The sequence below is a fragment of the Arthrobacter sp. YA7-1 genome (assembly GCF_025960325.1).
GTDB lineage: Bacteria > Actinomycetota > Actinomycetes > Actinomycetales > Micrococcaceae > Arthrobacter > Arthrobacter bambusae_A.
Genome location: NZ_CP110114.1, coordinates 1,468,164 through 1,492,528, shown reverse-complemented (window position 1 = coordinate 1,492,528; position 24,365 = coordinate 1,468,164). Strand labels below are relative to the sequence as shown.

The following is a 24,365-nucleotide window of genomic DNA, read 5'->3' as shown; positions in this document are numbered from 1 at the left end:
GCTAGACTTCCTCGTCTTTCTGGTTTTCTGCTGTAAGTTCAGGGGCCGGTTCCGATGCGGCTTCGGAGGTGGGTTCCGCCAACACGTGGATGGTGGCGAGGACTTGATCTGCCTTCACGAGGTCCCCGGTTTTGCTGCTGAGGTGCACGGTGCCGGACACCGAGGCCACCAGTTGGTGCTCCATCTTCATCGCCTCCACGGAAAGGAGTACCTGGCCTGTTTCCACCTGGTCGCCGTCGTGCACCGAAACGGAGACGACGGTTCCCGGCATGGGAGACCGGACTTCGGGATCCGCGGCGCTTTCTTCGCGCTGGATGGCCGCCAGGATGCGTTGGATCCGGGTCTCGCGGTCCAGGATCTCCAAACGGCAGGACCAGCCGTCGCTGCCGAGCCAGAGCTCGCGCGTCCCGGCCACCGGCGACGGTGAACCGTACGCGAAGGGGTGCTCGGCGCCGTCGAGCACCAGCACCGCATGCCCCGCGGATCCCGGACGCAGGGCGGCAGAATGCTCGACGCCGTCGTCCACTCGCGCCGTGAAGCCCTGCCTTTTCACCGTCAGCCCCACGGTGGCCAGGCCGCCGTCGGGACGTCCGATGGTGGCCTTCCACGGCGCGGGGGCGCCGACGCGCCAGCCGTCGGCGGTGTTCCAGGGTGCAGCCGTTCCAGCAGGAGCCGGTTCCGGGCGGCCGAGCAGTTCTGTCCGGTTGAGCAGTTCTGTCCGGTTGAGCAGCGCGGCGGCGATCAACTCGACGTCGCTCGCTTGACGGAATTCCAACCCGTCCAGTTTGCGCTCGATCAAGCCGGTGTCGAGGCGTCCGGCGCGGACGTCGTCGTCGTTGATCAGGAGCCGCAGGTACTCGACGTTCGTGTGCACACCCAGCAGCGCGTAGTCCCCCAGCGCGTGGTCGAGGGTGTCCAGCGCCGCCTTGCGGTCCGGTCCCCACGCAATGACCTTGGCGAGCATGGGATCGTAATCGCCGGTGACGGTCAGTCCCGGAAGCATGGCTGAGTCGACGCGGACGTGCGGATCGTTGCTTGCCCGTTCCCGGAGCGTCACGATCTCGCCGATGGACGGCAGGAAACCGCGTTCGGGAACCTCCGCGTAGACGCGTGCCTCCACCGCGTGGCCGTCAAGCACGACGTCGGACTGCGCCACCGTGAGGACCTCACCTGCGGCGACGCGCACTTGCCATTCGACCAGATCGACGCCCGTGACCATCTCCGTGACCGGGTGCTCTACCTGGAGGCGGGTGTTCATCTCCATGAAGAAGAAGTGCTCCGGATCCTCGTCCGAGACCAGGAACTCCACCGTGCCCGCACCGCTGTAGTTGACGCTTCGGGCAGCCTGGCAGGCTGCCGCACCGATCCGCGCCCGGACCTCGGCGCCGTTCGCGAGCGACTCCAGCAAGGGGGACGGTGCTTCCTCGATCACCTTTTGGTGGCGGCGCTGGAGCGAACACTCGCGCTCGCCGAGGTGTATGACGTTGCCGTGGTTGTCGGCGAGGACCTGGACTTCGATGTGCCGGGGCGTTTGGATGAGCCGCTCGAGGAAGAGGGTGTCATCGCCGAAGGCGCTCGCCGCCACCCGGCGGGCCGTCAGCAGGGTCGCCGCCATGTCCTCCAGCCGCTCCACGATGTGCATGCCTTTGCCGCCGCCTCCTGCCGAGGGCTTGATCAGCAGGGGGAAGCCGACGCCGGGCGCCGCGTCGATCAGTTCCTCGTCGCTCAGGCCGGGTTCGGCGATCCCCGGAACGCAGGGGACGCCGTAGGACATGACGTGGTTCTTGGAACGGATCTTGTCGCCCATGATCTCGATGGCGTCGATGCCGGGGCCGATGAACGCGATGCCGGCAGCGTCCAGTGCCTTGGCGAACTCCACGTTCTCGGCGAGGAATCCGTAGCCGGGGTGGACGGCTTGCGCGCCGCTTTGCAGGCAGGCCTCGATGATCGCGTCGATCCGGAGGTAGCTGTCAGCTGCCGCAGCAGTACCGATCCGGACGGCAGCATCGGCTTCGCGCACGTGGCGGGCTCCGGCGTCGGCGTCTGAATAGACCGCCACCGAACGGATGCCCATGGCCTTGAGGGTACGGATGACGCGGCAGGCGATCTCGCCGCGGTTGGCGACAAGTACGGTGTCGAAGGAGTTGATTGTCATGGGGTCACATCCGGAAGAGGCCGAAGGAGGTTTCCGGCAGGGATTGGCGGGAGACGGTATCGAGGGCCATGCCCAGGATGCGCCGGGTGTCTGCGGGGTCGATGATGCCGTCGTCCCAGAGCCGGGCGGTGGAGTAGTAGGGGCTGCCTTGGTCCTCGTACTGCTGCTTGATGGGGGCTTTGAAGGCTTCTTCGTCCTCGGCGGACCATTCCTCGCCGCGGGCCTCGTACTGGTCGCGCTTGACGGTGGCCAGCACGCTGGAGGCCTGGTTCCCGCCCATGACCGAAATCCTGCTGGCCGGCCACATCCAGAGGAAGCGCGGCGAGTAGGCCCGGCCGCACATGGAGTAGTTTCCGGCGCCGAAGGAACCTCCGATTACCACGGTCAGCTTGGGCACGCGGGCGGTAGCCACGGCGGTGACCATCTTGGCGCCGTTCTTGGCGATGCCGCCGTGCTCGTAGTCCTTGCCCACCATGAAGCCGGAGAGGTTTTGCAGGAAGACCAGCGGGATGCCGCGCTGGTCGCACAACTCGATGAAGTGCGCGCCCTTGAGGGCGGACTCGCTGAACAGCACACCGTTGTTGGCGACGATACCCACGGGGTGGCCATGGAGCTTCGCGAATCCAGTCACCAGGGTGGTGCCGTAGTTCCTCTTGAACTCATGGAACCTGGAGCCGTCCACCAGGCGGGCGATGACTTCGTGGACGTCGTACTGGGCGTTGACGTCCGTGGGAACGGCACCATAGATCTCGGCCGGGTCCACCACGGGTTCGACGGCGGCGTCCACGTCCCATGCCGGGGCCGCCGGCTGGGGCAGGGTGGCGACGATGTCGCGGACGATCTGCAGGGCATGCTCGTCGTTTTCGGCGAGGTGGTCCGTCACGCCGGAAATCCGCGAGTGGACGTCGCCGCCTCCGAGTTCCTCGGCCGTAACGATTTCACCGATGGCGGCCTTCACAAGGGGCGGCCCGCCCAGGAAGATGGTGCCTTGGTTGCGGACAATGACGGTTTCGTCGCTCATGGCGGGAACGTAGGCGCCGCCGGCGGTGCAGGATCCCATGACGGACGCGATCTGCGGGATCTTTGCCGCGGACATCTTCGCCTGGTTGAAGAAGATCCGGCCAAAGTGCTCTTTATCCGGGAACACCTCGTCCTGCTTCGGCAGGAACGCTCCCCCGGAATCCACGAGGTAGACGCATGGAAGCTTGTTTTCCAGGGCGATTTCCTGGGCCCGGAGGTGCTTCTTCACCGTCATCGGGTAATACGTTCCGCCCTTGACCGTGGCGTCGTTGGAAACCACCATCACCTGGCGGCCGTGGACCAAGCCGATGCCCGCGATCACGCCGGCGCCCGGCGAGTCATCGTTGTACATCCCGTTGGCCGCCAAGGGGGCGATCTCCAGGAAAGGGCTTCCTTCGTCCAACAAGTAGTTGATGCGCTCGCGCGGCAACAGCTTGCCCCGGGAAATGTGCCGCTCGCGCGACTTCTCCGGGCCGCCGAGCGCGGCCACGGCAAGGCGCTTCTTCAGCTCGTGTACCAGGGACAGCTGCGCTTCCGCGTTGGCCGCGAACTGGTCGCTGCTGGTATCCAGCTGGCTGGCGAGTGTCTCCATCGACTGTGTCCCATCCCGGCCCATGGGCCATCTCAGTTAGTACCGCATAACTGGAATTTAGGTTAGTCTCTATTAACTGTGTTGTCCATCACCTCCGCACCGGGCCACCCCGGTGCCGGCGCCGAAGTGGACGCGTGCAAAAGGAGGAATTGTGGTCACCTTCCAACGGAGCTCCCAGCAGGACGGCCCTACCCCGCGGAGCCCCAAGCAAGAGAGCCCGACCCAAAGAAGCCAGGCCAAGGAAACACGGCGCAAGGCCCTCCTGACCGCCGCAGCCGGGTTGTTCGCCGCCGACGGTTTCAACCGCGTGTCCCTTGAGGACCTGGGTGCCGCGGCTGGAGTCAGCGGTCCTGCCGTGTACCGGCATTTCCCGGGAAAACAAGCCGTACTGGCCGAGTTGCTGTTGAGCGTGAGCCGGAACCTGCTCGACGGCGGACGCACCGTGGCGTCCGAGGCCCCTGACGCCGAAGCCGCGTTGCACGGACTGGTGGAGTTCCATGTGGACTTCGCCCTCAGCAATCCCGATGTCATCCGGGTCCAGGACCGCGACTTCAGCAACCTCAGCAACGCCGACCAGGCCGAAGTCCGCACACTGCAGCGCAATTACGTGGAACTGTGGGTGGGTGTGCTTGGCGAACTTCATCCGGAAACCGATCCCGCCGAACTCCGGGTCCGCGCCCACGCCGCCTTCGGCCTCATCAACTCGACACCGCACTCGGTCCGGCACCATGGACGACGCATGGCGGTCAAAACCGCGAGGCCCATCCTCGAACGCATGGCCCTCGCGGCCCTGACGGCGCGCTAACCTCCCGCCTGCCAGGCCCCAACTGGCTCGCAGTTGTTGTCGTTCTGAGCCTTCAAAACGACAACAACTGCGAGTTAGCGGATGAGCGCCGCTGGTGCGCCGTGGGCCGGGAAAGTATGCGTCTGGCTCACCAAGACTCTGGCTCTCTCCGGGCGGCTCGGTGATCATGGAGGTGTTCGTCTCGGTGAACGCCGACCCAACTTGGTGCCTTGAGTCCGTGAGTTAGCGTGGCGTGGAGGACTTCCACGGGAACCGTGGATTGTTGCTTTGAAGCACGGGTATTAGATTCCTGAATATTTTCCCTGTCCTCCCCGAGACGGACACAGTAGATGGCCGTCTGAGGGTGTTGGAGGGAAGTCGTTATGGACATTGTTCACGAGCGGGCCGCGGGGTTGGATATCTCCAAACGCGACGCGAAAGTCTGCGTGCGGGTCCCGGGCCCGCGGGCCGGGACCTACACATCAACGGTTACGACCTGGGCCGCGAACACGCATCAGATCCTGGAGCTGCGTGAGTTCCTGGAACGCGAACATGTGAGCACGGTGGTGATGGAAGCGACCAGTGATTACTGGAAGCCCTTCTACTACCTGATGGAGGAGACGCTGCCGGTGATGCTCGTCAACGCCAAGGCGGCCCGGAACATCCCCGGCCGCAAGACGGACGTCTCCGACGCGGCCTGGCTGGCGCAGTTGGCCGCTTTCGGGTTGTTGCGGGCCTCGTTCGTGCCGCCGGAACCGATCCGTGAGCTCAGGGACCTGACCCGGGCCCGTGCGATCGCCACCCGCGACCGGGCCCGGGAGATCCAGCGGCTGGAGAAGTTCCTGGAGAGTTCCGGGATCAAGCTCTCCTCGGTGGTCTCGGATCTGACAGGGGTCTCCTCCCGGAACATCCTCGAGGCCCTCATCAACGGAGAACGCAACCCAGAGGTGCTGGCCGGGATGGCCCGGGGCATGCTGCGCTCGAAGATCCCGGCCCTCGTCGACGCGCTCACCGGCCGGTTCAAACCCCACCACGCGTTCATGGCCCGCCTGCACCTGGACCAGATCGACACCCACACCCGGGTCATCGAGGCCCTCACGGCACGGATCGAGGAGGCGATGGAACCCTTTCGCGACGCCAGGGAAGCCCTGGCCGCCATCCCCGGAGTCTCCCGCAGGGTCGCCGAGGTGATCATCGCCGAAACCGGAGCGGACATGGCCGTGTTCGAAACCCCCGCCCGGCTCGCGTCTTGGGCCGGCGTCTGTCCCGGCGCGAACGAATCCGCCGGACCCTCAAGGGAGCCCTCGGCATCGCGGCTATGGCGGCCGCACGGTCCAAGAACACCTACCTCGCCGCGAGATACCACCGCATCACGGCCCGAAGCGGACGCAACAAAGCCCTCGTCGCCGTCGAGCATTCCATCCTCACCGCGGCCTGGCACATGCTCGCCAACGGCGAGTGCTACAACGAGCCCGGAGCTGACCACTTCACCCGCATCAACCCGACCCGCGCCAAGAACAACGCCATCAAGCAGCTCAACAGCCTCGGCTACGACGTCACGATCACTCCGGTCACCGCAGCCTGATCCACCCCTACTTTTGTATTAGTTGGGCCGGGGAACCGCTAGATCATCGTCATGACGGTGGCAGGGTCGGACAGGATCGCGCCCAGGTCGGCCAGGAACTTCGAGCCCTGTTCGCCGTCCACCAGCCGGTGGTCGAAGGACAGGCTCAGGGACATGACCTGGCGGACTGCGAGCTCGTCGTTGTGCACCCATGGGGCCTTGCGCACCGATCCGAGCGCGACGATGGCAGCCTCGCCCGGGTTCAAGATGGGGGTGCCGGCGTCGATCCCGAACACGCCGATGTTCGTGATCGAGATAGTCCCGCCCGTCAGGTCTGCCGGGGAGGTCTTGCCCGAACGCGCCGTGTCCGTGAGAGCCGACAACGCCGTGGACAGTTCCAGCAGGGTCATCCGGTCCGCGTCTTTGATATTAGGGACAGTCAGGCCCCGCGGCGTGGCGGCGGCGATACCCAGGTTGACGTAGTTGAACTGCACGATCTCCTGTGCGCCGTCGTCCCAGCGGGAGTTCAGGCTCGGGTTCCTGCGGAGGGCAATCAACACTGCCTTGGCCGCGATGGTCAGCGGCGTGAGCTTGTAGCCGGCAAATTCGCGGCTGGCCTTGAGCCGCGTCAAAAGTTCCATGGTCGGAGTGACGTCCACGGTGAGGAACTCCGTAACGTGCGGCGCCGTGAAGGCGCTTTGCACCATGGCGGCTGCCGTGAATTTCCGGACTCCCTTGATGGGCGTGCGGGTCTCGCGTTCAGTTGAAACCCCGACGGCGGACGCAGCGGCGGGGGCGATCTCGGGAGCCGAAACCTGCGCCTGGGACCCGGAAGCGAAGTCCTGGACGTCCGAACGGGTGATCAGGCCTCCCGGTCCGGTTCCTTTGACCAGCTCGAGGTCGATTCCGAGATCCCTCGCCAGCTTGCGGACCGGAGGCGTGGACCGTGGACGCTCCTGCTCCGCTGCAGTCTCGCTTGCAACCGCGGGCGGTGCCGTAGTTTCGACGGTGGAAAAGGGCGCGACGGCGGGAACAGGCGCGACGGCGGGAATGGGCTCCCGGACTGGCTCGCGTTCGGTGGCGCCTGCGTCAAAGCTCCGCTGGCGTCGGGCGGGGCGTCCGGACTTTTCGACGACGGCACCGTAGCCCACGAGGTTCGGCTCGCGCTTGGCCGCCCCCTCCGCCGGGCTCGGGGCGTCCCCGGGGGAAGCTCCCGCATCGGAACCGCTAGCACCGGAAGGTGAGGCTCCGGCGTCGTCGACCTCAAAGGAGACGATCGGCTTGCCGACCTCCACAACGGAACCGGCCTGTTCGTGCAAGGCGGCGACGGTTCCGGCGAAGGGCGAAGGCAACTCAACTACGGCCTTCGCCGTCTCGACCTCCGCAATGACCTGGTTCAACGTCACGGTGTCCCCCACCGCGACCTTCCAGCTGAGAATTTCCGACTCGGTGAGTCCTTCGCCGAGGTCGGGCAGCCTGAATTCCTTGATCATGGTGGCGCTCATCCTTCCAGCCCGCTCAGGGAGTTGCCGCGGCCGAGTGCGCGGTCCACACCGTCAAGGATCCTGTCCAGGTCCGGCAGGTGGTGCATCTCGAGCTTTGAGTACGGGTAGGGGATGTCGAACCCGGTGATCCGGACCGGCGCCGCTTCAAGGTAGTTGAAGCAACGCTCCGTGATGCTGGCGGCGATTTCGGCGCCGAGCCCGCCGGACTGCGCAGCCTCATGCGTGATGACGAGCCTGCCGGTCTTGCGGACGGATGCCTCCACTGCCGGGAAGTCGATCGGAGCGAGCGAGCGCAGGTCGATGACCTCCACGGAGACTCCTTCGTCGGCGGCGGCCATGGCGGCGTCGTTCGCGGTCTTCACGAGCGGTCCGTACGTCACCAAAGTGACGTCGCTGCCTGGCGTGACCACCCTTGCCTTCTCCATGGACAGCGCCGTGGAAAGCTCCGCCGTCTCATCCACTTCTCCCTTGTCGTGGTAGCGGCGCTTGGGTTCGAAGTAGAGCACCGGGTCGTCCGAGGCGATGGCCTGCTGGATCATGGTGTACGCGTCCTGCGGGTTGGAGACGCTGATGACGCGGAGTCCCGAGGTGTGCGTGAAGTAGGCTTCCGGGGACTCAGAGTGGTGCTCGGGCGAACCGATTCCGCCGCCGAAGGGAACCCGGATGGTGATGGGCATCTTGACGCGGCCCTGGGTCCTGTAATGCATCTTGGCTACTTGGCTGACGATCTGGTCGAATGCCGGGTAGATGAAGCCATCGAATTGGATTTCGCAGACCGGCCGGTAGCCGCGGTAGGCCAGTCCGACGGCGGTGCCGATAATCGCGGATTCGGCCAAGGGAGTATCAACCACCCGGTGTTTGCCGAAGTCTTTCTGGAGGCCGTCGGTCACACGGAAAACGCCGCCGAGCGCTCCGATGTCCTCACCCATGAGGACAACTTTGGGATCGTTTTCGAGGGACTTGCGCAGGCCGGCGTTGATGGCGCGGGCGAAGGTCAGCTTGCTCATCAGAGGGCACCTTCCTGGGTTGATCCGCTGAAGCTTTCCAGATAGCGGGAGTAGTGGTCCTTCTGGCGTTCGATCCAGGAGTTGGGCGTGCTGTAGACGTGCTTGAAAAGATCAAGGGGCGCGGGATCGGGCATGTTGATGACTCCTGCCCGCAGGTCCCTGGCCACCTCGTCCGCTTTGGCCTGGGTCTTAGCTTCGACTTCTTCCGTCAGGAGTCCCTTGGTCCGAAGGAGCGCCTTGAGCCGGGTAATCGGGTCCTTGGCTGCCCAGTCTTCAAGTTCATTGGCGTCGCGGTAACGGGTGGGATCATCCGCCGTCGTGTGCGGGCCCATGCGATAGGTCACCGCTTCGATGAAGGTCGGTCCGCCGCCGTTGCGGGCCCGGTCCAACGCAATGCGCGTGGCAGCCAGGACAGCCAGGACGTCGTTCCCGTCGACCCGCATGCTGGGGATTCCGAAGCCCGAAGCACGGTCGGCGATCTGGATGTGGGACTGAATCCGGACGGGTTCCGAGATGGCCCAGTGGTTGTTCTGGCAGATGAAAACCACGGGTACCTGGAAGCTCGCCGCGAAGACCATGGCCTCGTTGACATCGCCCTCGCTCGTGGCGCCATCGCCGAAGTAGGCAACTGCCACGGAGTCCGCTCCGTCGTACTGGATGCCCATCGCGTAGCCGGTTGCGTGCAGCGATTGCGAGCCGATGATGATCTGTTGGGTGGCGATGTTGTGGCGGTACGGGTCCCAACCGGCCGAAGCGTTGCCGCGCCACGCGCGGACCAAATCCGTTGGCTCCACGCCGCGGCAGTAGGCAACGCCGTTGTCCCGATAGCTGGGGAAGACAAAGTCGTCGTCCCTGAGGGCCCTGCCGGAACCGATCTGGGAGGCTTCCTGGCCCAGCAGTGGCGGCCACAGGGCCAGCTCACCCTGACGCTGCAAGGCCGTGGCCTCGGCGTCGATACGGCGGATGACCATCATGTCCTCGTACAGCGAGCACAGTTGCTCGTCCGTGACATCGCTGACCCAGAGATCGAACTCCGGGTGGCTGATGCGTTCCCCTTCCGGGGAAATCAGTTGGACCAGATCCCCGCCGGTCCGACGCGGGCTTGCTGCACTGATTCCGGGATTCGGCACCTTGTAGGCGTCCTGGCCGGGTTCGTCCGTCAACACAGTTGATCGCACCTTTCAGCTCGTGCTCGCAGGCCTTTGGAGGGACTTGTGATCCACCCGCGGGCCAGCATCCGGGCGTCTTCGCCTGGATTAATTGTGACCCTACTCACAATGCTCATTGGGTACAACCACCGTTGAAAATCCTGCGCATTCTGCCCTATCTGAATGGTAGGCACCGTGCTAACGTTGCGCATTATGCAAGCTTTAGATGGCACCGACACACGCCTGCTTTCGGCCATGGCGAAGGATCCCCGCGGCACGGTGGTGGCCTTGGCGCAGAAGCTGGGACTTTCCCGAAATACGGTCCAGGCGCGGATGGCCCAGCTGGAAAAGAAGCATGCGTTCCTTTCCTTCGAACGGCGCATCAACCCGGCAGCCCTCGGCTACCCGCTCATGGCGTTCATCTCGGTGCATGTGCAGCAGCAGAAGCTTGGGCAGCTTGCCTTGGACCTCGCCGAAATCCCGGAAATCCTGGAGGGGTACGGACTGACCGGTTCGGCTGACCTGCTGCTGCGGGTGGTGGCGCTCGACGCCGAGGATCTGTTCCGGATCAACGGCAAGATCCTTGCGTGCGACGGAGTGGAACGAACGGACACTGCCATGTCCATGGGCGAATTGATTCCTTTCCGAGTGCAGCCGTTGTTGAACCGGAATACCAAGAAGGCGCTCCGCACGGGCTGAGCCCTTGAATCCCCTTGCTCCTCGCTGGAATGTGCGATTTGATGCAGGTGGACGCCTAGGGGGCCGGCTGGCGGCTTCTGTCCGGTTGGCGGCGCAGGCCTGGTCGCCGGGAAGGGGAACCACCCGTGAGCACCCCGCAAGTACCGCTGCAGCCTGACCAGGACCCTCAGGCCGTCCCGCCGGCGTCGGGAGGCGAAGCACCGCGGCACGGCAACACGCCGCCTGACGGCCCAACCGGTCAATACCCCGCCCCTTACGGCCGGCCAAGCCAGTTCACACCGCCGGGCCAGTTCACACCGCCGGCGCAGTACCCCGCTCCCGGGCAGTACTCCGGCGCCTACTCCGGCCCCTACGCCCCTCCAGGGCACGGGGCGTACCCTCCCCACCCCTACGGGATGCCCGTCCCGCCGCCTGCGAAGAACCGAAAGCTCCTCTGGATCATTCTCGGAGCGGTGGCCGCGTTCGTCGCCCTTGTCATCGTGGGGGTCGTCGTTCTGGTCAACGTGGTGGGAAGTGCCACGAACAGGGCCCAGGCCGTCTCCGACGACTTCACCCGCCTGATCGTGAACGGCCAAAGCTCCCAGGCGTACGACCAGTACATGAACCCCGTGCTCACCCGAAGCCTGACGAAGGACAAGTTCATGGCCGGCATTGCGGGTCTCGGACTGGACAACACCTGCAGGCCCCATTACGACTCCGTAAACGTCGGTTCATTCAACGGCAACAACACGGCCGACGTTGTTGGAACCCTGCAGTGCCAAGGCAAAACCCTTGACTTCAGGTACAACTTTGAAGGCAATGATTTGAAAATGGACGCCATCCGTCTCCAGCCGCAGGGATAACTCCGAAAAAATTCATCCCATCCGACCCATCCATCGTGCCGGGGAGTCCGAATATCTGGTTGAGAGCCCCGTCCGGGGTTTCGAACACAGGCCGGAGACAACCCCGGCCATACCGGAAGGTTTGGACCATGCGCACTTCGCCCAACCGCCTGATCGCCACCATCTTTGGCGCCGTCTACCTGCTCGTGGGTGTCGTTGGATTCTTCGTCACCTCGGGAATTGGATTCTTCGCAACCGAGGGTGCCAATCTGATCATCTTTGCGGTAAACCCCCTGCACAACATCATCCACCTCGCCATTGGCGCGGCCCTCCTCTACTCGGGCATGAACAGCACCGTTCTGTCCAAGACCGTCAATACCACCGTCGGCGCCGTCTACTTGCTTGTCGGCATCCTCGGACTGTTCCTCGTGGGCTCCGCACTGAACATCATTGCCCTTAACGGCGCAGACAACGTCCTGCACCTTGCCAGCGCTGTGGTTCTTCTCGGCATCGGCCTCTCGCAGGACAAGGTTCCGGCCACCACCGCCAGGGCCCACGTCTAAACACCTCGAAACCCGGAAGGAGCCGTCCGTGTCAGCTCAAGCTGCGACCCCCGTGTCAGCTCAGCCAACGACGTCCGTGGGACCCACCCTTGGGGCCTCCCTCACCTTGTTCTCGTGCTTTGCGGGAATGGGCGCGGGCCTCGTCGAGCTTTCCATCGCCTCGAGCTACATCTTGGGCCGGGGACCCCTGGTGTGGGCGGGCAGCCTCTTCGTGGTCTGGGGCCTGGCGCTGATCGCAAGCTCGATTGCCAGCCTCCAAAGGGGGCGGCTCCGGTTCCGTAAGCCAACAACCGCAGGCCTCCTCGCGGCCGTGCTGGTCCACGTCGGATTCCTGGTTGCCGGCATGGCCCAAAGGGTGCTCGACGGCGGGCATCTGGCGGCTCTTTTCCTGGTCCTGATGGCGTTGGGATCCTCCGCCTGGCTCGCCCGCAGGTTTCGCGACGACGTCGGGGGAACCGTTTCGGCTCCCCCACGTGCCGGTGCGCTCTTGGCGGCCGCCTTCGCTGCCGCCGTCGTCGTCGCAGCAATTACGACGCCGGGGCTCGCCGCCTCGGTGGCCGGAGCGCATGCCGTCCCGCACGGAGAGCACTCCCTGCCGGGCGTCCATAACCACTAAGCCTTAACCACAAAGACCTTCCGCCCAGGCGGAAGCAGCAATCCCTCCCACACCGAGTGTGGGAGGGATTGCTGCTTAAAGCGGTACCGCCCCGATTCCCGGGCGGGCCGGAGCTTGGCTAGTCGATGGCCGCCATGAGTTCGACCACCCGGTCGAGGAAAGCATCAACCTGCGCCTCTTCATAGCCGTCGCGACCGCGGGCCTCGGAGAAAGCTGCCCGGCGGACGTTGTCGACGCTCAGCGGCTTGTCGTTTTCCAGGTAACCGATCAGGGAGACACACAAGGCATCGACCTCGGCGATGTTGTAGCTGCGCGCACGCTTCTTGTCCGGCCGGCGGAAACGTTCGCCATCTGGCCGGTGCAAACGGCCCCGCAGCACTCCGGAGAGTTTGCCGATCTTCAGCAACCAGGCTTCCTCGCCTTCGGCCGCTATCAGCTCGTCGCGTTCGCGCCGGGCGAAGGCGTCTTCAAGGCGGTCCAGTGCTGCGTCCACGGCAGTGGCGTCGTAGCCGCCTTTGACAGGATCAAACGAAACGGCGCGGACATCGCCGCTGCCGATCTTCTCCGATGCCTCGGCCCTGTTTTCGAACGACAACCGGGCGCGCTGGAAAAACTGGTCTACCTGCTTTGCGTTGTAGCCATACTTGCTGTGCGCCACGCGCTCAAATGCTGCGGGGATCTGGCGACGAATGTCCACTGCCACTGCTTTCCTTCTGGGTGGTTGTCAGGCGCCGCTCAACAGCGCGTAAAGAATAAATGCTGCCGGAGCCGCGAAGACGATCGAGTCGAGCCGGTCCATGACCCCGCCGTGTCCGGGCAGGATGCTGCTCATGTCTTTGACGCCAAGTTCCCGCTTGACCATGGATTCCGCGAGGTCCCCGGCGGTAGCCGCGGCAACCATGCCAACGGCAAGCACCACGCCGACCCACCAGGGCCGGTCCAGCACGAAGATGCTGGCGAGGATCCCGATCACCATGGCACCTGCCACCGAGCCGGCAAAACCTTCCCAGGTCTTCTTGGGGCTGATCTTGGGAGCCATCGGATGCTTGCCGAACAGAGAGCCGACGAGATACCCGAAAGTATCGTTGGACACCACTAGCAACAGCATCACAGCAATCTGCCAGGCACCCGCCGGAACCTGCCCGCCGGGCCACGGACCCGCCGTCGTCGCTCCCGTGCCGACATGGAGAGGCACGATGGCAAAGCTGATCAGGAAAGGGACCCAGGCAAGCGTGAAGATTCCTGAGAAGACGCTGCGCGGAGCTCCCGCAGCGCTTTCAAGGGACCGCCAGAGCAGGACGGCCGTGCTGCTCAGCACCATCGCGAAGAGCAGGCTCTCGGTGCCTCCGAAATAAGCCGCCAACGGCATCGCCACGGTACCGGTCAACACGGGGATGATCGGCATCCTGGTGCCTTGGCCTTCGAGCGCACGGAAGATTTCCCACACACCGAGCACCGCGAACGCGGTGGTCAGCAGCACGAACCCGAGCGGCAGGAACAGCAGCCCTCCGAGGACGGCGAAGAGCATGGCGAGCCCGACGCCGATGGCGGCCGGAAGATTCCTGCCGGCTTTGGGCGTTGGGTTGCCTCGTTGGCGTCTGGCGCGTGTGGGGATTCCCTGCGCGGGCGCCGGCTCAGCCTCGCTCATCAGACCTCGAGCAGCTCGGCTTCCTTGCGCTTGAGGAGCTCATCGATACCGTCGACGTGGGCCTTCGTGATGGCGTCGAGTTCCTTTTCGCCACGGGCACCCTCGTCTTCTCCGGCTTCGCCGTCCTTGACGAGCTTGTCCAGGGCGTCCTTGGCTTTGCGCCGGATGCTTCGGATGGAAACCTTTGCGTCCTCACCCTTGCCCTTGACGATCTTGACGTATTCCTTGCGGCGTTCCTGGGTGAGCTCCGGGATGGTGATCCGGATGACGTTGCCGTCGTTGGACGGATTGGCGCCGACCTCGGAGTCGCTCAAGGCCCTTTCGATGTCGCGCATCGAGGTCTTGTCAAAGGGCGTGATCAGGATGGTCCTGGCGTCGGGAATAGCAAAGGAAGCGAGCTGCTGCAGCGGTGTGGGCGTGCCGTAGTATTCCACGATCACCTTGTTGTAGAGCCCGGGGTTCGCGCGACCGGTACGGATCGACGCGAAATCCTCCTTGGCTACCTCGACCGCCTTGTCCATCTTTTCCCCGGCTTCGAGCAAGGTTTCTTCGATCACGGTTTCTCCTCAGAAATAGTCGCGCCCCGGTCCACGGGCCGCAATGCACAATAAATTTCCGCCCCTGCGGGCGGAAGAGTCCTAGAAATATCCTAGCCCTTGCTAGGGGGTGACCAGGGTGCCCAGCTTTTCGCCGAGAATGGCCCGGGTGACGTTCCCTTCGCCTTCCATGCCGAAGACGACCATGGACAAATTGTTGTCCTTGCACATGGTCATTGCGGTCTGGTCCATGACGCGGATGTCACGGCGCAGGGCCTCGTCGTAGCTGAGCTTTTCGAGCTTCTCGGCCGTGGGATCCTTCTTGGGATCCGCAGTGTACACGCCGTCCACGCCGCTCTTTGCCATGAGCACGACGTCGGCATGCACTTCGAGGGCGCGCTGGGCGGCCACGGTGTCGGTGGAGAAGTACGGAAGGCCTGCGCCTGCACCGAAGATGACCACGCGGCCCTTCTCCATGTGGCGGATGGCACGGCGCGGAATGTAGGCCTCGGCAACCTGCCCCATGGTGATGGCGCTCTGGACGCGGGTCTCGACGCCGGCTTGCTCCAGGAAATCCTGCAGGGCCAGGCAGTTCATGACTGTGCCGAGCATACCCATGTAGTCGGCGCGGGAACGGTCCATGCCGCTCTGGGAAAGTTCGGCGCCGCGGAAGAAGTTTCCGCCTCCTACGACGATTGCCACCTCGACCTCGGAAACAGCTGCGGCGATTTGCTTGGCGATGGCGCGGACGGTTTCCGGGTCCACGCCAAGCTTTCCGCCGCCGATGACCTCGCCGGACAGCTTCAGCAGTACACGACGACGGGTCTTCTCCGGATGGATTGCAGTGTTCTCGGTTTCCATGGTGCCTTCCCGTTTGTGGACTCTGGCTAGATTATCTTGCTGGGGGCCGGGCAGAAAGCTGCCGGCTATGGAGGCACTCGTTGCGGGCCTGCCGTCGCATGCAAAAGGGGCGGCCACCGAAGTGACCACCCCTTTTGTATGTCTAACTAGTTTCCGACGCGGAAACGGGCAACTGCGGTTGCCTTGACGCCGGCCTCTTCGAGGACCTGTGCAACGGTCTTCTTGGAATCCTTGGCGAATGCCTGGTCCAAGAGAACTTCGCCCTTGTAGAAGCCCGTCACGCGGCCTTCGACGATCTTGGTGAGAGCGGCTTCCGGCTTGCCTTCGGCCTTGGCGGTCTCTTCGGCGATGCGGCGCTCGGACTCGACCAGCTCGGCCGGGACGTCTTCGCGGCTCAGGTAGTTCGGGGCCATGGCTGCAACGTGGACAGCAACGTCGTGGGCTGCGGTAGCAGCGGCGTCGCCCTCGCCCTCGACGGCGAACAGGACGCCGACCTGGGCCGGGAGGTCCTTGGAGGTCTTGTGCAGGTAAGCGTCAACCGTGCCGCCTTCAATGCGGGCGATGCGGCGGACAACAACCTTTTCGCCGAGAACGGCGCCTTCTTCGACGACAACCTCGGAAAGGGGCTTGCCTTCGACGTCGATGGCCAGCAGGGTCTCGAGGTCGGCAGCGCCGGACTCGACGGCGACGGCCAGGACCTTGTCGGCCAGCTGGATGAACTTGTCAGCCTTGGCAACGAAGTCGGTCTCGCAGTTGACCTCGATCATTACGCCGACACCGTCCGTGACCTTGGCTGCAACCAGGCCTTCGGCGGTGGAACGGCCTTCACGCTTCGTAGCGCCCTTGAGGCCCTTGATGCGGATGATCTCGATGGCCTTCTCGGCGTCGCCGTTGGCCTCGTCAAGAGCCTTCTTGACGTCCATCATGCCGGCGCCGGTGCGCTCGCGCAGGGCCTTGATGTCAGCAGCAGTGTAGTTCGCCATGTGAACCCCTCTGTCTAGAAATTTATGTGTTTACGGACTGACAGGACGGCAGCCCACCGGGTGGGCCGCCATCCTGTCAGTAGCTCCCTGCACCGAAATCAGCGCGGGAAAGGTCCGGATTTACTTGTCTGCTTCGGCTTCGCCGGCAGCAGCTTCGGTGGCCTCGGCGGCCGGGGCTTCAGCAGCTTCCGCAGCCGGGGCTTCGGCGGCCGGAGCTTCAGCAGCTTCAGCCTTGCTGCCTTCGAGGAGCTCACGCTCCCACTCAGCCAGCGGCTCTTCCGGCGCCTCTGCAGCACCGGTTGCGCGCTGGTTACGGGCGATGAGGCCCTCGGCAACGGCGTCGGCAACCACGCGGGTCAACAGGTTTACGGAGCGGATGGCGTCGTCGTTGCCCGGGATCGGGAAGTCAACTTCGTCGGGGTCGCAGTTGGTGTCCAGGATGGCAACAACCGGGATGTTCAGCTTCTTGGCTTCGTCAACAGCCAGGTGTTCCTTCTTCGTGTCAACAACCCACAGAACGGAAGGAGCCTTGGTCAGGTTGCGGATACCACCGAGGTTGGTTTCCAACTTGGTGAGCTCGCGCTTGAGGAGCAGGAGCTCCTTCTTCGTGTAACCCGAGCCTGCAACGTCCTCGAAGTTGATCTCTTCGAGTTCCTTCATGCGCTGGATGCGCTTGGCAACGGTCTGGAAGTTGGTGAGCATACCGCCCAACCAACGCTGGTTGACGTACGGCTGGCCAACACGGGTAGCCTGCTCAGCGATTGCTTCCTGAGCCTGCTTCTTGGTGCCGACGAACAGGACGGTGCCGCCGTGGGCGACAGTAGCCTTGACGAACTCGAAAGCGCGGTCGATGTAGGACAGCGACTGCTGAAGGTCAATGATGTAGATGCCGTTGCGCTCCGTGAAGATGAATCGCTTCATCTTCGGGTTCCAACGACGGGTCTGGTGTCCAAAGTGGACGCCGCTGTCAAGCAGCTGGCGCATAGTTACGACGGGCATGCCGACGCTCCTTCCGGCAGGTCATTCATGAGAGCGCCACACGGGCCACTCTTACCCTGCCAATAGTTGACGGTTAGTTAGCCGGACCCGAACGGGCCGTGGCTCCTGGCATCCATTGCACTTCTCATCAGGCCAATGACTCGCCGGACCGCAAGAGGCACAATCCTCCGCAGCGTTGAATCCGCGAGGATTCTCAATTGGAGGGTTGGATACGCGTAGTCAGCCTGCAACCCCCGCGCGACTGAATGAGAAGCGCTTCTGAACAAGCCTGAGGGCACAGCAAACTGCTCCACCAAGTGTACTACAGCGCCTTCAGCCTCATGACCGCCGTCGCGCGATCGCAGGGTCCGTCCTTCGGCGGATTTTCCGCCTGGTTTTCCACATAGCCAGGCTGGCGCCTTTCGGGACGCGCCACCCCAACGAAGGCTTGTTACGTGAGAACCGCACATCTACCGGCCTACGTTCTTTTGCTCGTTGCCCTCGGCCTTTTGCCCGTTGTCCTCGGCGCGGCGCCTGCCGTTGCATCGCCGCCGTCGGGCCCGCCTGTCCAGTCCGGGACCGGCCCGGACTGGGCGTGGCCCCTCTCCCCCAGGCCCACCGTGATGCGTGGGTTCGATCCTCCGGACAAGCCGTGGTTGAGCGGGCACCGCGGCGTGGATTTACAAGCAGCCGACGACGGCGCAACGGTCGCCGCCCCCGCTGGCGGCACTGTGGGCTTCGTGGGCGTCGTGGTGGACCGGCCTGTGATCACCATCGACCACGGGAACGGGCTGCGGAGCAGCTTTGAGCCCGTCGACAGCGAACTCGAAGAAGGCGCCCCCGTGGCCACGGGCCAAGCCATCGGCGTCGTCAGAGCCGGCCACTGCGCGGGATCTCCGTGCGTCCATTGGGGAGTTCGGTCCGGGGAGGACTATGTGGACCCGCTTGCCTTCGTCACGGATCTCCGGCCGTCAGTGTTGCTGCCTCTGGACGATTGGTTGGCGCTGGACGAGCTGCGGGTGCTGCAAGACTTACCGCCGCTAGACGATGGCGGAAATCCCGGTGATGGCCCGCCCCGTGACAAGGGTGTTGATTTCGTGGGTGCCTTCGTAGGAGTAGATAGCCTCGGCGTCGGCGAAGATCTTGGCCATCTCGTAGTCCGTGACAATGCCGTTACCACCGAGGATTCCCCTTCCCAGGGCTACGCTCTCGCGCATGCGGGCCGTGGTGAAGGCCTTCGCCAGCGCGGATTGCTCGTCCTTGGCGACGCCGGCATCCTCAAGCTGCGCGAGACGGACCATCATGCCCATGGAACTGACGGTGTTGCCCAGGATCTGCACGAGTTGTTGCTGCACCAATTGGAACGATGCCAGGGGCCTCCCGAACTGCATCCGTTCAACCGCGTAGCGGCGGGCAACGTCGAACGCCGCAAGCTGCTGGCCCACAGCCTGCCACGCGACCGAAAGTCGGGTGACTTTCAGGACCTTGTTGGTGTCCCTGAAGCTGTTCGCATTGGCCAGTTTGAAGAAGTCCGGAACCACCACATTTTCAAGGGTGATATCGGCATTCTGGACGGTCCGCAGCGAGATCTTGTTCTCGATCTTGCTGGCCTTGAATCCGGGGAGGCCCGTGTCCACCAGGAAGCCCTTGACCTGATTGTCGGCGAGGTCGCGGGCGAAGACCACAACCCAGTCCGAGAAGGTGGCGTTGCCGATCCAGCGCTTGGCCCCGTTGAGGATCCAGTTGTCGCCGTCGCGGCGCGCGGTGGTCCGGGTGCCGCCTGCAACGTCCGAGCCGCCCAACGGCTCGGTTAGTCCAAAGGCGCCGATCTTCTTGAGGGAGTAGACGTCCGGCAGCCAGGCTTCTTGTTGCTCCCGGGATGCCAAGGCCTCGATGGAACCAGTGAACAAGCCGTCGTGGACGCCCATGAACGTGGCAATCGAGGCATCGGCGCGCGTTGCTTCTGCGTGGACAAGGCCAGCGAACACGTTGGAATAGCCTTGCCGCCTCACCGGGCTGACTAGGTCAATCTCAGCCAGCTTGGGAATCAGGTCCATCGGGAATTCCCCACGGTTCCAGCAATCAACGGCAATCGGCTTGACCTCACGGGACAGGAAAGTCCGGATCTCGGCCAGCCGGTCTTGTTCCTTGCCCGTAAGCAGTTGCTCGAATCCATAGAAGTCGCCGTCGGCGTACGGGAGATTCTCGAGGTCGATTGCTGCCTTGGACATGGCGCTCCTTCGCATAAGTTACTGGTGAGTAACTTACAGCAAGGGTGGGGACACCACAAGCAACCCGGCGCACACCTTTGTGAAGCTCTAGCCGCTCTCGTCACACTCGGGGAATTGATGCCGGGATTCGATCCTTGTGATCCTCTTGGCCGAACGATTCAGTCTGCTTGGCTTAGCCGAGCTCGAAGCCAGGCCTCGATGCGTTCGAGGGCGGCTAGTGCCATGGGCGTCGCATGTCCGGTGAATCCATGAGGGGACGCGGGATAAACACGCAGGTCGACCTCGACACCGGCTTCAGACATCCGCGAGGCCATGGCGAGATTGTCTTCCAAAAGGATGTCGTCGCGGCCAACCACGATAAGGATCGGCGGCAGCCCGGCAAGGTCGGCGAAGAGCGGTGAAAGGTCGGGGTGGGCGCGATCCGGAGCAGTCCCGGCATACGCGTCAAGAAAATACTCGTCGGCGATCAGGCGCCCGGCCTCCGTCTTCGCGGCGAGGTCATAGGTGCCGAACTGCAGCACGCCGCCGCTGAAGGCCGTGACCCCGCGATCGCGCAACCGGACAAGCGTGGAAACCGCCAGCGTTGAACCGGCAGAGAAGCCACCGACACCGAGTTTCGCTGTACCAAAACGGCTTTCGGCCTGCTCGACCAGCCACAGCGCTGCCGTCTCGCAGTCGTCGGGTGCGGACGGCCACGGGTGCTCGGGGGCAAGCCGGTAATCCACGCTGACTACGGCAACACCCAATGCGTCGGCAAGCCGCCTGTTGCGAACATCGCTTCCAGCGGCTGAGCCCATGTAGAAGCCGCCGCCGTGGATTTCCAGGAACACTCCCGCCACCGGTGAACTGACCGGACTGTGGATCCGCACCGGAACGCTTCGGCCAAGCGCGCTTGCCTGCTCTGTGACTGGCTGTGGATCACACTCCGCAGGTGCTGGCGCGCCAGCCCGGAATGCGAGGAGCTCTTCCAGACTCCCCGGGCCGCGGCCGGCCGGCCGGTGGGCGTAGAAAGCGCGGGTTTCATCGACGAGTGACCACAGTTCAGGATCGATCCGCGATGATAATTCGAAGTTCATTGGATAACCCTAGGATGCGCATCCGGCGCGGGGCCAAGGTCCACGCCGTGGCGCGCTCGGCCCGTTAGGAGCAGTATGGAGGGATGAACGCTCCCAGCGCCGATGGTCCGGCGCAGGGTGGCTCCGTAGGTCCGGGGGCCCGCCTGCACCCCTGGAGCCGTTATGTGGCCCTGGGTGATTCCTTCACCGAAGGGGTAGGAGATCCGGAGCCCCGCAGCCCGGGCGGCCTGCGAGGCTGGGCGGACCGGGTCGCGGAAGAACTGAGCGCCGGACACGAAGATTTTGCTTACGCGAATCTGGCGGTCCGTGGCAGGTTGCTCCATCAGATCCTGGACGAGCAGGTTGGGCCCGCGCTGGCCCTGCAGCCGGATCTGATCACGCTCAATGCCGGCGGCAATGATTTGATCTTCCGTAGAACCGATCCCGACAAACTCGCCGCCCGGATGGATGCCGGAGTGCAGCTCCTGGCCTCCACCGGTGCGACGGTCGTCCTGTTCGCCGGCCCGGACTGGGGCGCTACGCCCGTGCTGGGCCGGACCCGCGCCAAGGTGGCCATCTTCAACGAGAACCTACGGACGATTGCGGCCCGCCACGATGCGGTCATCGCCGATCTCTGGGCACTGCGTCAACTCACCCACCCACGGATGTGGGATCCGGACCGGCTGCACTTCTCTCCCCTGGGTCAGCACACCATCGCCATCATGGTGCTCGATACCCTCAACGTTCCGCACACCTTGGAGCCGATGACTCCGAAAGCGCTGCCCGGACGCAGCTGGCGCGAAGCCCGGGCGGACGACATTATCTGGGCGCGGGACCACTTGTTCCCGTGGGTCCTGCAACGCCTCAAACAAGGAATCTCCGACGACGGGCGGCACGCAAAGCGACCGGATCCCGGCCCCGTGTTTGGCGCCTGGATGCCGCCGGGAACATTCGTGGGTAACGATCCGCCAAACTGACGGCGATCTCAGAGGTTCCATCTCAACCCCGGAAGCCCCAACTCAACGCGGCGCCTACGGGTTATCTACCGCTGGCTGCTTCCGGGCAAGTACGGATGAGAGACCGCCGGACACACGGACTTCGGCTGCCAATTTGGTGAGGCGCTTCTTGGCTGCGTGTTCAACCAGGAGTGGGACATAGTCCCGGACCGGGCCGCCGTTCAAGTTCCCGTGCTCTTCAGCGACCACGGACTCGATGTCCGGGCGTGGCATCTCGGGGAACCGCTCGGACAGGTTGTTGATGACAGCCACAAGGGCCCGCGCTTCGTCTTCCCCCGTCATAGGGCCAAGTGTCCGATCCGGGCGCAGGAAGGTCAACAAAATGACGTTGTACTGCAGGGGCCGACACGGACGGGGGCGCTGGAACGCCCACAAGCCCTGGCGCGCGAGTTTCCCGGATGTCTGATTTTCGCCGCCGGCGCGCATGAAAGTGCCTCAACGTCCGAGTGCGATCCATAGTTCCGACACGCCGTACCGAAATTTCATCTGCGGTACAACTTGACGGGTGGTTTGGCCCCCTACGATAAAGCGTCATTACTCGTCTATTTAGGAGATCCATTTGTCGTACCAGCAGCAACAGACCACCCAGTTTGGCAGTGACGTCCCGCTTTGGGCTCCCTACTACGGTGCACCCATCGGTGAGGCAGCACGCCGGTTCTTCAAGAAGTACGCCACCTTCACCGGCCGGGCCAGCCGCAGCGAGTACTGGTGGTGGATGCTTATCTCCATCGTCGTGAGCATCGTTCTGAACATCATCACGTCGGTGGCCGGCTCAGCCGGTGCAACCGTCAATGACTCCGGTGCCACAGTCCCGGGCCCAGGCATGATGATCGGCGTCATCCTCCTGGTCATCTGGGGACTGGCCGTCATTGTCCCGTCCCTGGCCCTGACTGTCCGCCGCCTCCACGATGTGAACTTCAGCGGCTGGCTGATCCTCATCGGCCTCGTCCCGTTCCTCGGGAGCCTGGCACTGCTCATCTTGACGATCCTGCCGTCCAAGCCCGAAGGCCAGCGGTTCGACGTCCCCGCATAAGTCCACACCAGAGGACAAGCTGAAGGGCCACTCGCGCGGTGGCCCTTCAGTGTTTCGATGCAGAAACATCCTCACGACTCATCAAGGCTGGACGCGCCTACCTTCGTGGCCGGCAACCAAGGGCCTAGGATTTTCAGATGCTATCTCCCGACGAAATTGCTGGTCTGCCGGTCGAAGAGTACGGGTTTCCGGGCTCGCTGCGAGATGAACTCGTGAGCGCGATCCTTGACGGACGGAAGACGGCGACGACCTCCCTCCTCGTCCAATACAAACTAGCCGAAGACCGATTACCCGCGGTCGGTGAACGGGGCGTGGTCGTTGATTCGTCAGGGCGACCCGTTTGCATCACGGAAGTTACCGAGGTTCGCGTAGTGCCCCTCGGTGACGTTGACGCAGCTCACGCGATCGACGAAGGCGAGGGTTACCAGGCAGTCTCCGACTGGCGTGTGGGCCACGAAAAATTCTGGCATAGCTCCGACTTTCGGGCCGTCCTGCGAGATCCCACTTTTGCGGTCTCAGACTCGACGGAAGCTGTTTTGGTGCGCTTCCGCGTATCTCTCCGGAGCTAGCCTTCCATCGAAAGTCCGGCCGACCGGCCCCTTTAGAGGGTGCGGTCGTCCAGTATGGGGTCTATGCGAGGCCAAGACCCGCATCCCGAAACTCCTTCGAACACTGACCGGGTGACACCTGGTCGGCGATGGCGAGCACTGTCGTCGAGCGCAACCGCATACGCAGAGCGTCATCGGGATCTTTGGTCGAAAGCGCTTCCCACGTCCCCGCGCTGAGGCAGTGCGCTGCCGCGGCTTCGAGAAGGCATGCGTGGGCGAGCCTGCTCGCTCTCCAGATCGACGATTCACCGGAAATGATCCTTGACTGCGTTACTGTTCCGTCCATGATCATTTGGCTCAACGGCACCCACGGAGCGGGAAAGACGACGACGAGCGCGCTCGTGCAGCAATTGCTGCCCGACGCCCGCGTCCTCGACGCTGAGAAGGTCGGTGAGGTCCTCATGGACATCAGGCCTGGACTTCCCGCAACGGACAATTTCCAACACTGGGAGCCCTGGCGACCACTGGTCGTCGAAACCGCTCGGCGCGTGCTCGAATTCACCGGAGGCACCCTCGTGATGCCGATGACTGTCCTGGTCGAGAGCTACTGGCGGGAGATCAGCGATGGTCTTACCGGGCACGGCATCCCGATCCAGCATTTCGTGCTCCACGCCGATCAGGCCACGCTCCGCGAACGCATACAGAACGACAAAGACCTCGGACCCTCGACGTTCCGCTTCGCATACCTGGAGCCATACGCCGAAGCAGCCCGTACGTGGCTACACGATGAAGCCGAGGTCATCGACACCACGCACATCAGGCCGGAGCAAGCCGCGCGCCGGATCGCGGATTCGGTGCTTGGCCGCTGAGAGCACGGTACAACCGACAGGTGAGTCCGCTGAGGGATCCCCTGGCGGACGCCGGGCGCCGCCGGTGTCGGGTGCAAGCAGTATTGAAGGGATGGCAACCGTGGATCTCTTTTCAGCTCCAGCGCACGAGGTT

23 protein-coding genes and 2 pseudogenes are annotated in these 24,365 nt (G+C 63.9%); 11 read left to right on the top strand and 14 right to left on the bottom strand.

All coding sequences use genetic code 11. The annotated features are described in order from the left end of the window. Position 1 precedes the first annotated feature (1 nt). On the bottom strand, positions 2–2,155 hold the full coding sequence (locus tag OIT41_RS06965) for an acetyl/propionyl/methylcrotonyl-CoA carboxylase subunit alpha (protein WP_264637640.1): 2,154 nt from the start codon (positions 2,153–2,155) through the stop codon (positions 2–4). A 4-nt stretch (positions 2,156–2,159) separates the two neighbouring features. Then, the gene (locus OIT41_RS06960; RefSeq protein WP_241708743.1) at positions 2,160–3,767 is read right to left on the bottom strand and encodes a carboxyl transferase domain-containing protein; all 1,608 of its coding nucleotides are present in this window, start codon (positions 3,765–3,767) and stop codon (positions 2,160–2,162) included. A 151-nt stretch (positions 3,768–3,918) separates the two neighbouring features. Here OIT41_RS06960 and OIT41_RS06955 point away from each other — a divergent pair, with 151 nt between their 5' ends. Beyond that, positions 3,919–4,572, top strand: coding sequence for a TetR/AcrR family transcriptional regulator (locus OIT41_RS06955; protein WP_078105720.1), 654 nt, complete (start codon positions 3,919–3,921; stop codon positions 4,570–4,572). Between the two features lie 362 nt (positions 4,573–4,934). Next, positions 4,935–6,136 (top strand): annotated as a pseudogene (locus OIT41_RS06950) (IS110 family transposase). 38 nt (positions 6,137–6,174) lie between these two features. Here the strand turns inward: OIT41_RS06950 and OIT41_RS06945 are convergent. From OIT41_RS06945 to pdhA, 3 genes are read right to left on the bottom strand one after another with little or no spacing between them, the layout of a single operon-like run. Next, a complete protein-coding gene (locus tag OIT41_RS06945; protein WP_264637639.1) occupies positions 6,175–7,620 on the bottom strand; it encodes a dihydrolipoamide acetyltransferase family protein in 1,446 nt (481 codons plus the stop codon). After that, positions 7,617–8,627 (bottom strand): alpha-ketoacid dehydrogenase subunit beta, encoded by a 1,011-nt coding sequence (locus tag OIT41_RS06940; protein WP_078105722.1) that lies wholly within the window; start codon positions 8,625–8,627, stop codon positions 7,617–7,619. Before OIT41_RS06940 ends, OIT41_RS06945 begins: the two co-directional genes overlap by 4 nt. Next, positions 8,627–9,793, bottom strand: coding sequence for a pyruvate dehydrogenase (acetyl-transferring) E1 component subunit alpha (gene pdhA, locus OIT41_RS06935; protein ID WP_078105723.1), 1,167 nt, complete (start codon positions 9,791–9,793; stop codon positions 8,627–8,629). Before pdhA ends, OIT41_RS06940 begins: the two co-directional genes overlap by 1 nt. A 195-nt stretch (positions 9,794–9,988) precedes the next feature. Between pdhA and OIT41_RS06930 the strand changes: the two genes are divergently transcribed. From OIT41_RS06930 to OIT41_RS06915, 4 genes are all read left to right on the top strand, one after another. Beyond that, positions 9,989–10,474 (top strand): Lrp/AsnC family transcriptional regulator, encoded by a 486-nt coding sequence (locus OIT41_RS06930; protein ID WP_078105724.1) that lies wholly within the window; start codon positions 9,989–9,991, stop codon positions 10,472–10,474. 125 nt (positions 10,475–10,599) lie between these two features. Next, entirely contained in the window at positions 10,600–11,316 is a 717-nt protein-coding gene (locus OIT41_RS06925; RefSeq protein WP_264637638.1) for a hypothetical protein, read from the top strand. Positions 11,317–11,444: 128 nt separating this feature from the next. Next, positions 11,445–11,858, top strand: coding sequence for a DUF4383 domain-containing protein (locus OIT41_RS06920; RefSeq protein ID WP_078105726.1), 414 nt, complete (start codon positions 11,445–11,447; stop codon positions 11,856–11,858). Between the two features lie 28 nt (positions 11,859–11,886). Continuing rightward, entirely contained in the window at positions 11,887–12,474 is a 588-nt protein-coding gene (locus tag OIT41_RS06915) for a hypothetical protein (protein ID WP_264637637.1), read from the top strand. Between the two features lie 118 nt (positions 12,475–12,592). Here OIT41_RS06915 and OIT41_RS06910 read toward each other — a convergent pair whose 3' ends face one another. From OIT41_RS06910 to rpsB, 6 genes are all read right to left on the bottom strand, one after another. After that, on the bottom strand, positions 12,593–13,177 hold the full coding sequence (locus OIT41_RS06910) for a DivIVA domain-containing protein (protein WP_078105727.1): 585 nt from the start codon (positions 13,175–13,177) through the stop codon (positions 12,593–12,595). Positions 13,178–13,198: 21 nt separating this feature from the next. Next, positions 13,199–14,122 (bottom strand): phosphatidate cytidylyltransferase, encoded by a 924-nt coding sequence (locus OIT41_RS06905; protein ID WP_241708735.1) that lies wholly within the window; start codon positions 14,120–14,122, stop codon positions 13,199–13,201. Continuing rightward, positions 14,122–14,679: a ribosome recycling factor gene (gene frr, locus OIT41_RS06900; protein WP_078105729.1), complete on the bottom strand. Its 558-nt coding sequence runs from the start codon at positions 14,677–14,679 to the stop codon at positions 14,122–14,124. The genes OIT41_RS06905 and frr overlap by 1 nt, the downstream gene beginning before the upstream one ends. 102 nt (positions 14,680–14,781) lie before the next feature. Continuing rightward, complete coding sequence (pyrH, locus tag OIT41_RS06895) at positions 14,782–15,519, bottom strand: UMP kinase (protein WP_059387847.1); 738 nt, start codon at positions 15,517–15,519, stop codon at positions 14,782–14,784. A 146-nt stretch (positions 15,520–15,665) separates the two neighbouring features. Continuing rightward, complete coding sequence (tsf, locus tag OIT41_RS06890; RefSeq protein ID WP_078105730.1) at positions 15,666–16,502, bottom strand: translation elongation factor Ts; 837 nt, start codon at positions 16,500–16,502, stop codon at positions 15,666–15,668. A 120-nt stretch (positions 16,503–16,622) separates the two neighbouring features. Further along, entirely contained in the window at positions 16,623–17,501 is an 879-nt protein-coding gene (gene rpsB / locus OIT41_RS06885; RefSeq protein ID WP_078105731.1) for a 30S ribosomal protein S2, read from the bottom strand. A 602-nt stretch (positions 17,502–18,103) separates the two neighbouring features. Here rpsB and OIT41_RS20945 point away from each other — a divergent pair. Further along, a pseudogene (locus OIT41_RS20945) lies at positions 18,104–18,364 on the top strand (peptidoglycan DD-metalloendopeptidase family protein); the annotation flags it as partial. Positions 18,365–18,520: 156 nt separating this feature from the next. Here the strand turns inward: OIT41_RS20945 and OIT41_RS06875 are convergent. Together OIT41_RS06875 and OIT41_RS06870 are read right to left on the bottom strand one after the other, a co-directional pair. After that, positions 18,521–19,711 carry an acyl-CoA dehydrogenase family protein gene (locus tag OIT41_RS06875; protein ID WP_078105732.1) on the bottom strand — a complete coding sequence of 397 codons (1,191 nt, stop codon included), beginning with the start codon at positions 19,709–19,711 and terminating at the stop codon, positions 18,521–18,523. Between the two features lie 158 nt (positions 19,712–19,869). Next, complete coding sequence (locus OIT41_RS06870) at positions 19,870–20,787, bottom strand: alpha/beta hydrolase (RefSeq protein WP_264637636.1); 918 nt, start codon at positions 20,785–20,787, stop codon at positions 19,870–19,872. Positions 20,788–20,870: 83 nt separating this feature from the next. Between OIT41_RS06870 and OIT41_RS06865 the strand changes: the two genes are divergently transcribed. Continuing rightward, entirely contained in the window at positions 20,871–21,743 is an 873-nt protein-coding gene (locus OIT41_RS06865; protein ID WP_241708727.1) for an SGNH/GDSL hydrolase family protein, read from the top strand. Between the two features lie 54 nt (positions 21,744–21,797). On the opposite strand, the gene OIT41_RS06860 is transcribed toward OIT41_RS06865, so the two are convergent. Beyond that, positions 21,798–22,064, bottom strand: a complete 267-nt coding sequence (locus tag OIT41_RS06860; protein WP_264637635.1) for a three-helix bundle dimerization domain-containing protein — start codon at positions 22,062–22,064, stop codon at positions 21,798–21,800. Positions 22,065–22,341: 277 nt separating this feature from the next. On the opposite strand from OIT41_RS06860, the gene OIT41_RS06855 reads away from it, so the two are divergent. The 3 genes from OIT41_RS06855 to OIT41_RS06845 all read left to right on the top strand — a co-directional run bounded on the left by OIT41_RS06855 (position 22,342) and on the right by OIT41_RS06845 (position 24,232). Continuing rightward, on the top strand, positions 22,342–22,815 hold the full coding sequence (locus tag OIT41_RS06855; protein ID WP_241708725.1) for a DUF805 domain-containing protein: 474 nt from the start codon (positions 22,342–22,344) through the stop codon (positions 22,813–22,815). A 137-nt stretch (positions 22,816–22,952) separates the two neighbouring features. Beyond that, a complete protein-coding gene (locus OIT41_RS06850) occupies positions 22,953–23,384 on the top strand; it encodes an ASCH domain-containing protein (RefSeq protein ID WP_241708724.1) in 432 nt (143 codons plus the stop codon). 323 nt (positions 23,385–23,707) lie between these two features. After that, entirely contained in the window at positions 23,708–24,232 is a 525-nt protein-coding gene (locus tag OIT41_RS06845) for an AAA family ATPase (RefSeq protein ID WP_264637634.1), read from the top strand. Positions 24,233–24,365 lie beyond the last annotated feature (133 nt).

Coding starts and splice junctions, on each gene's coding strand:
- OIT41_RS06965 (WP_264637640.1), bottom strand. CDS start 2,155: ATGACAATCAACTCCTTCGACACCGTACTTGTCGCCAACCGCGGCGAG.
- OIT41_RS06960 (WP_241708743.1), bottom strand. CDS start 3,767: ATGGAGACACTCGCCAGCCAGCTGGATACCAGCAGCGACCAGTTCGCG.
- OIT41_RS06945 (WP_264637639.1), bottom strand. CDS start 7,620: ATGAGCGCCACCATGATCAAGGAATTCAGGCTGCCCGACCTCGGCGAA.
- OIT41_RS06940 (WP_078105722.1), bottom strand. CDS start 8,627: ATGAGCAAGCTGACCTTCGCCCGCGCCATCAACGCCGGCCTGCGCAAG.
- OIT41_RS06930 (WP_078105724.1), top strand. CDS start 9,989: ATGCAAGCTTTAGATGGCACCGACACACGCCTGCTTTCGGCCATGGCG.
- OIT41_RS06920 (WP_078105726.1), top strand. CDS start 11,445: ATGCGCACTTCGCCCAACCGCCTGATCGCCACCATCTTTGGCGCCGTC.
- OIT41_RS06905 (WP_241708735.1), bottom strand. CDS start 14,122: ATGAGCGAGGCTGAGCCGGCGCCCGCGCAGGGAATCCCCACACGCGCC.
- pyrH (WP_059387847.1), bottom strand. CDS start 15,519: ATGGAAACCGAGAACACTGCAATCCATCCGGAGAAGACCCGTCGTCGT.
- tsf (WP_078105730.1), bottom strand. CDS start 16,502: ATGGCGAACTACACTGCTGCTGACATCAAGGCCCTGCGCGAGCGCACC.
- rpsB (WP_078105731.1), bottom strand. CDS start 17,501: ATGCCCGTCGTAACTATGCGCCAGCTGCTTGACAGCGGCGTCCACTTT.
- OIT41_RS06875 (WP_078105732.1), bottom strand. CDS start 19,711: ATGTCCAAGGCAGCAATCGACCTCGAGAATCTCCCGTACGCCGACGGC.
- OIT41_RS06870 (WP_264637636.1), bottom strand. CDS start 20,787: ATGAACTTCGAATTATCATCGCGGATCGATCCTGAACTGTGGTCACTC.
- OIT41_RS06865 (WP_241708727.1), top strand. CDS start 20,871: ATGAACGCTCCCAGCGCCGATGGTCCGGCGCAGGGTGGCTCCGTAGGT.
- OIT41_RS06860 (WP_264637635.1), bottom strand. CDS start 22,064: ATGACGGGGGAAGACGAAGCGCGGGCCCTTGTGGCTGTCATCAACAAC.
- OIT41_RS06850 (WP_241708724.1), top strand. CDS start 22,953: ATGCTATCTCCCGACGAAATTGCTGGTCTGCCGGTCGAAGAGTACGGG.
- OIT41_RS06845 (WP_264637634.1), top strand. CDS start 23,708: ATGATCATTTGGCTCAACGGCACCCACGGAGCGGGAAAGACGACGACG.